The sequence below is a fragment of the Anaerosporobacter sp. genome, from assembly GCF_031551385.1.
Taxonomy (GTDB): Bacteria; Bacillota; Clostridia; order Lachnospirales; family Lachnospiraceae; genus Anaerosporobacter.
In genome coordinates this window covers 1-4,732 of the sequence record NZ_JAVBNS010000204.1, presented here as the reverse complement: position 1 = coordinate 4,732, position 4,732 = coordinate 1, and the positions used below count along the sequence as shown (strand labels likewise).

At 33.6% G+C, this 4,732-nt stretch carries 7 protein-coding genes; all 7 read left to right on the top strand.

Translation table 11 applies throughout. The annotated features are described in order from the left end of the window. Positions 1–360, top strand: a 360-nt coding sequence (locus RMR19_RS15970; RefSeq protein WP_310604496.1) for a S1 RNA-binding domain-containing protein, incomplete at its 5' end; no start/stop codon positions are given. A 180-nt stretch (positions 361–540) separates the two neighbouring features. Then, entirely contained in the window at positions 541–1,320 is a 780-nt protein-coding gene (locus RMR19_RS15965) for a CheR family methyltransferase (RefSeq protein ID WP_310604495.1), read from the top strand. Between the two features lie 243 nt (positions 1,321–1,563). After that, positions 1,564–2,307, top strand: a complete 744-nt coding sequence (locus RMR19_RS15960; RefSeq protein ID WP_310604494.1) for an ATP-binding protein — start codon at positions 1,564–1,566, stop codon at positions 2,305–2,307. 71 nt (positions 2,308–2,378) lie between these two features. Beyond that, positions 2,379–3,380: a phosphate acyltransferase PlsX gene (gene plsX / locus RMR19_RS15955; protein ID WP_310604493.1), complete on the top strand. Its 1,002-nt coding sequence runs from the start codon at positions 2,379–2,381 to the stop codon at positions 3,378–3,380. 42 nt (positions 3,381–3,422) lie between these two features. Continuing rightward, positions 3,423–3,653 (top strand): acyl carrier protein, encoded by a 231-nt coding sequence (gene acpP, locus RMR19_RS15950; RefSeq protein WP_310604497.1) that lies wholly within the window; start codon positions 3,423–3,425, stop codon positions 3,651–3,653. Positions 3,654–3,759: 106 nt separating this feature from the next. Next, positions 3,760–4,500 (top strand): ribonuclease III, encoded by a 741-nt coding sequence (rnc, locus tag RMR19_RS15945; RefSeq protein ID WP_310604492.1) that lies wholly within the window; start codon positions 3,760–3,762, stop codon positions 4,498–4,500. 27 nt (positions 4,501–4,527) lie between these two features. After that, the coding region (locus tag RMR19_RS15940; protein WP_310604491.1) for an AAA family ATPase at positions 4,528–4,732 on the top strand (205 nt) is incomplete at its 3' end.

Here is a 4,732-nt window from a genome sequence, read left to right as displayed (position 1 = left end):
GATACTGTAACAGTATTAATTAAAGAAATCGCTGGAGAAAAAATTGCTCTTAGCTTAAAATTCGATAATACAAACCCATGGGCTAATGCAGCTGAAAAGTATGCAGTAGGTACAGAAGTAACTGGTAAAGTTGCACGTATGACTGATTTCGGTGCATTCGTAGAATTAGAAGCAGGAGTAGATGCATTACTTCATGTTTCTCAAATCTCTAAAGATCATGTTGAGAAACCAGCAGATGTATTAAAAGTTGGTCAAGAAATTAATGCAAAAGTTGTTGATTTCAACAACGATGATAAAAAAATCAGTTTAAGCATGAAAGCTTTAGAAGCAGATACAGAAGAAGAAAGCATCGAAGAATAATTTTAGATAGTGAATATTCGTTTTGTATTTATTGAATTGGACTTTTTAATTTGTTAATTAAAGTACCAGAATGGTAGTTTAGGCAAACAGACATTACAGAGTGAATACATTCTGTAATGTCTGATGTACAAATTAATGAGTCTTTTTTCGTATAGAAACAAAAGGAAAGGGAGTGTTAATTTGGTTGATAGCTATGAGGTGTTTAAGGAACAGATTTTTAAATTAACTACGATTGATTTGAATTCCTATAAAGAACGACAGATGAAACGTAGAATTGATGCGTTAATAACAAAACATAATATTGATTCGTATAGCACATATGTTAATGCAATAAAAAACGATAAGGCATTGTATGAGGAGTTTGTAACGTATCTGACAATCAATGTTTCCGAATTCTATCGTAATCCAGAACAGTGGCAAATACTAGAGAAGGATATCTATCCATATCTTGCAAATCAATTTGGTAAGAAATTAAAGATTTGGAGTGCGGCTTGTTCGACTGGTGATGAACCATATTCTTTGGTAATGTTACTGTCTAAGTTTTTACCATTGAATCAAATTAAGATCATTGCAACAGACCTTGATAAGCAGATTCTTGAAAAGGCACGAGGTGGATTATATAATGATAAGAGTTTGAAGGGATTGCCACAGGAATTTGTTACAAAGTATTTTACGAAAATCGGTGATAAATCATTTAAAATTAATGATGAAATTAAGAATTGTGTTGAATTTAAAAATCATAATTTATTAAAAGATCCTTATCCGGATTCTTGTGATTTGATTGTGTGTCGTAATGTTATGATTTATTTTACAGAAGAAGCAAAAGTAGAGATTTATAAGAAGTTTAATACTGCATTGAAAAAAGAAGGTATTCTGTTTGTAGGTAGTACAGAACAGATTATTCAACCTCAAACGTTAGGATTTTCATCACATAAATCATTCTTTTATAAGAAGGTATAGGAAACAAGAAAAATTAAGCATAATAGACATAATGAAAGACATCAAATGCATAGTCTTTTATTATGTCTATTTGCTATTTGAAGAATGGTTGTAACAAGCTATAATTTGCTTGAATAATAAGGATTGTTATTGACAAAATATATGGAATACGGTAACATAAGAAAGATGTGAAAAACTTCAGTAGGCTCAGTTATTACTGGAGTTTTTATGCGTTATTATGGTTTGTAAGAATGGAGAACTGGGATGGAATATTGTAAAGAAGTTGAAAGAACCATTATTACGACATATCGAAAATCAATCTGGAGAAAATTTCTAGAAGCAGTAGAAGAATTTGATTTGATCCAGCAAGGAGATCGAATTGCAGTTTGCATTACAGGGTATAAGGATTCATTACTTCTTGCAAAATGTATGCAGGAATTTAAACGACATGGAGACAGTACGATAGAACTTGTTTTTTTTGTTTTAGATTCCGTATATGATAAGCAAGAATGCTTGAAAATAATAGAAGATGCAAATGCAGTTGGAGTAACGGTTACAGTGACATCATGTGTCAAAGAACTTAATTGCAATAAGATGGCATTGTGTCATCATTTCAACAATATAGTTGAAACAATATTACTTGGTATGCTATATAATGGACAAGTGCAAACAATGATGCCTAAATCATATAATTTAAATTATGAAGGAATAGAAGTAATTCGACCATTGTATTTAGTGAAAGAAGAAGCTATACTGAGATGGTCAGAGCGACATGAGGTGAAATACTTTCCATGTGAATATGCATTTGCAGAAGACTTTTCTGTTTGTGAAGAAGATACAAGTAGGAAGCGAAAGAATGTCAAAGAATTGATTGACAGTTTACGTTTGATCAATCCCAATATTGATGTGAATATATTTAAAAGTATGTATAACGTTAATCTGGATACAATGATTTCTTATGTGCAGGGCAAAGAAGTTTATCACTTTCTTGATAATTATGATTCTTAATTAATTTTAATATTGATTTATAGAATCTTTTCTAGTATATTATGTATAGATACTGACAGGGAGGAACTAAGATGCAAAACATAATTAAAGTTGCAGTTGACGCAATGGGCGGTGATAATGCACCTGGTCAGATTGTAAAAGGCACAGTTGAGGCAGTTAATGAGAGAAATGATATAAAAGTTTTTTTGGTTGGAAGAGAAGATATTGTAAATTCTGAGTTACAACAATATACGTATAATAAAGACCAAATTGAAGTAGTTCATGCAAGCGACATTATAACAAATGATGAAGCACCTGTAATGGCGATTCGCCGAAAAAAAGACTCTTCTATTGTAGTAGCAATGAAGATGGTAAAAGATGGTGATGCTGATGCGTTTGTTTCAGCTGGTAGTACAGGCGCAATTTTAGTTGGGGGACAATTACTTGTAGGTAGAATTAAAGGCGTTGACCGTTCACCTCTTGCACCATTGATACCAACACTGAATGGCGTATCATTACTTGTTGATTGTGGAGCTAATGTTGATGCAAGGTCTTCTCACTTAGTGCAGTTTGCTAAGATGGGTTCTTTGTATATGGAACATATTGTTGGAATTAAAAATCCAAAAGTTGCTATTGTTAATATTGGAGCAGAAGAAGAAAAGGGAAATATGCTTGTAAAAGAGACATATCCGTTACTTAAGAACTGCGAAGACATTAATTTTGTAGGGAGTATTGAAGCAAGAGAGATACCATATGGTGCAGCAGATGTTATAGTTTGCGAAGCATTTGTGGGAAATGTAATACTTAAATTGTATGAAGGACTAAGCTCTGCTTTAGTTGGAACAATCAAAAAAGGTTTAATGGGAACAACAAAAAGTAAGATTGGTGCAGCTCTATGTAAGAGTGAACTTAAAAAGACATTGAAAGATTTTGATGCATCAAAGTACGGCGGTGCGCCAATGCTAGGACTTAACGGCTTAGTAGTGAAGACTCATGGAAGCTCAAAGAGTACAGAAGTGAAGAACGCAATTATTCAATGTGTAGCGTTCAGCGAACAGAACATAAATGAAAAGATTAAAGAGAATATTATGTAACAAGAAGTGCAAATGGAAGCAAATATAAGAAAGGTGATTATTATGGAATTTGAAAAGTTACAAAAAATTATTAGCGAAGTATTAAATGTGGACACAGATGAGATTACACTTGAAACGACATTTGTGGATGATTTAGGAGCGGATTCACTAGATATATTACAAATTGATATGGGAATTGAAGAAGAATTTGATATTGAAATCGCTAATGATGCGGCAGAAAATATCGTTACAGTAAACGATGCTGTAGAACAAATTAAAAACGCACTTAACTAATAATAGATAGGTGATAGCGCCAACTTGAACAAGGTTTAATTTGGCGCTGTTTTGTTTTAAAAATATGGAACTGTAGATACTTCTAACCTGTAGGAGATGCTCCTAAATGGTTATAAAAACATTCAGAAAAGGTTATGGTAGAAATATGAGGACAAACGACTTATTAAATGAATTTGAAGAGATTATAGGGTATCAGTACAATGATATAAAATTACTTCGTCAGGCACTTACGCATAGTTCATTTGCGAATGAGAAAAGACTTGATAAATTAGCAAACAATGAACGACTAGAGTTCTTAGGAGACGCAGTGCTTGAGCTTGTTACGAGTGAGTTTCTGTTTAAGAATAATAGTAAGATGCACGAAGGTGATTTAACAAAATTAAGAGCAAGTATCGTGTGTGAACAGACATTGTCCCTATGTGCGAATGATATTAGTTTAGGAAAATACATTCAGCTTGGCAAAGGAGAAGCCGCAACGGGAGGTAGAGAACGTGCGTCTATTTTATCGGATGCGATGGAAGCAGTAATCGGTTCTATATATTTAGATGGTGGTTTTACTAGTGCAAAAGAGTATATTGATAGATTTATTTTATCTGATGTTGAGAATAAACAACTCTTTTTCGATAGCAAGACTATCTTACAAGAAATTGTACAGAGCGAGTATAAAGACCCTTTGACGTATGAACTTTTGGCAGAAGAAGGACCAGATCATAATAAGTGCTTCACAGTGAAGGCTGTCATAGGGGAAAAAGAGTTGGAAACTGGAGTAGGAAGAACAAAGAAAGCAGCGGAGCAGCAAGCAGCATATCGTTCTATACTAGCGTTAAGAAATGCGGCAAAAAGATAATAGGAACATGGGTGGTGAAACAATTTCATGTATTTAAAGAGTTTAGAGATACAAGGATTCAAATCCTTTGCGAATAAATTAGTATTTGAGTTTAAGGGCGGTATTACAGGTATTGTAGGGCCAAATGGTAGTGGTAAGAGTAATGTGGCGGATGCTGTGCGTTGGGTTCTGGGTGAACAGAGTGCAAAGCAGCTTCGTGGTGCTAAGATGGAAGATATTATCTTCTCTGGAA

Bases quoted from the DNA above. Each gene is read 5' to 3' on its own strand.
- RMR19_RS15960 (WP_310604494.1), top strand. From the start codon at position 1,564: ATGGAATATTGTAAAGAAGTTGAAAGAACCATTATTACGACATATCGA.
- plsX (WP_310604493.1), top strand. From the start codon at position 2,379: ATGCAAAACATAATTAAAGTTGCAGTTGACGCAATGGGCGGTGATAAT.
- acpP (WP_310604497.1), top strand. From the start codon at position 3,423: ATGGAATTTGAAAAGTTACAAAAAATTATTAGCGAAGTATTAAATGTG.
- rnc (WP_310604492.1), top strand. From the start codon at position 3,760: ATGGTTATAAAAACATTCAGAAAAGGTTATGGTAGAAATATGAGGACA.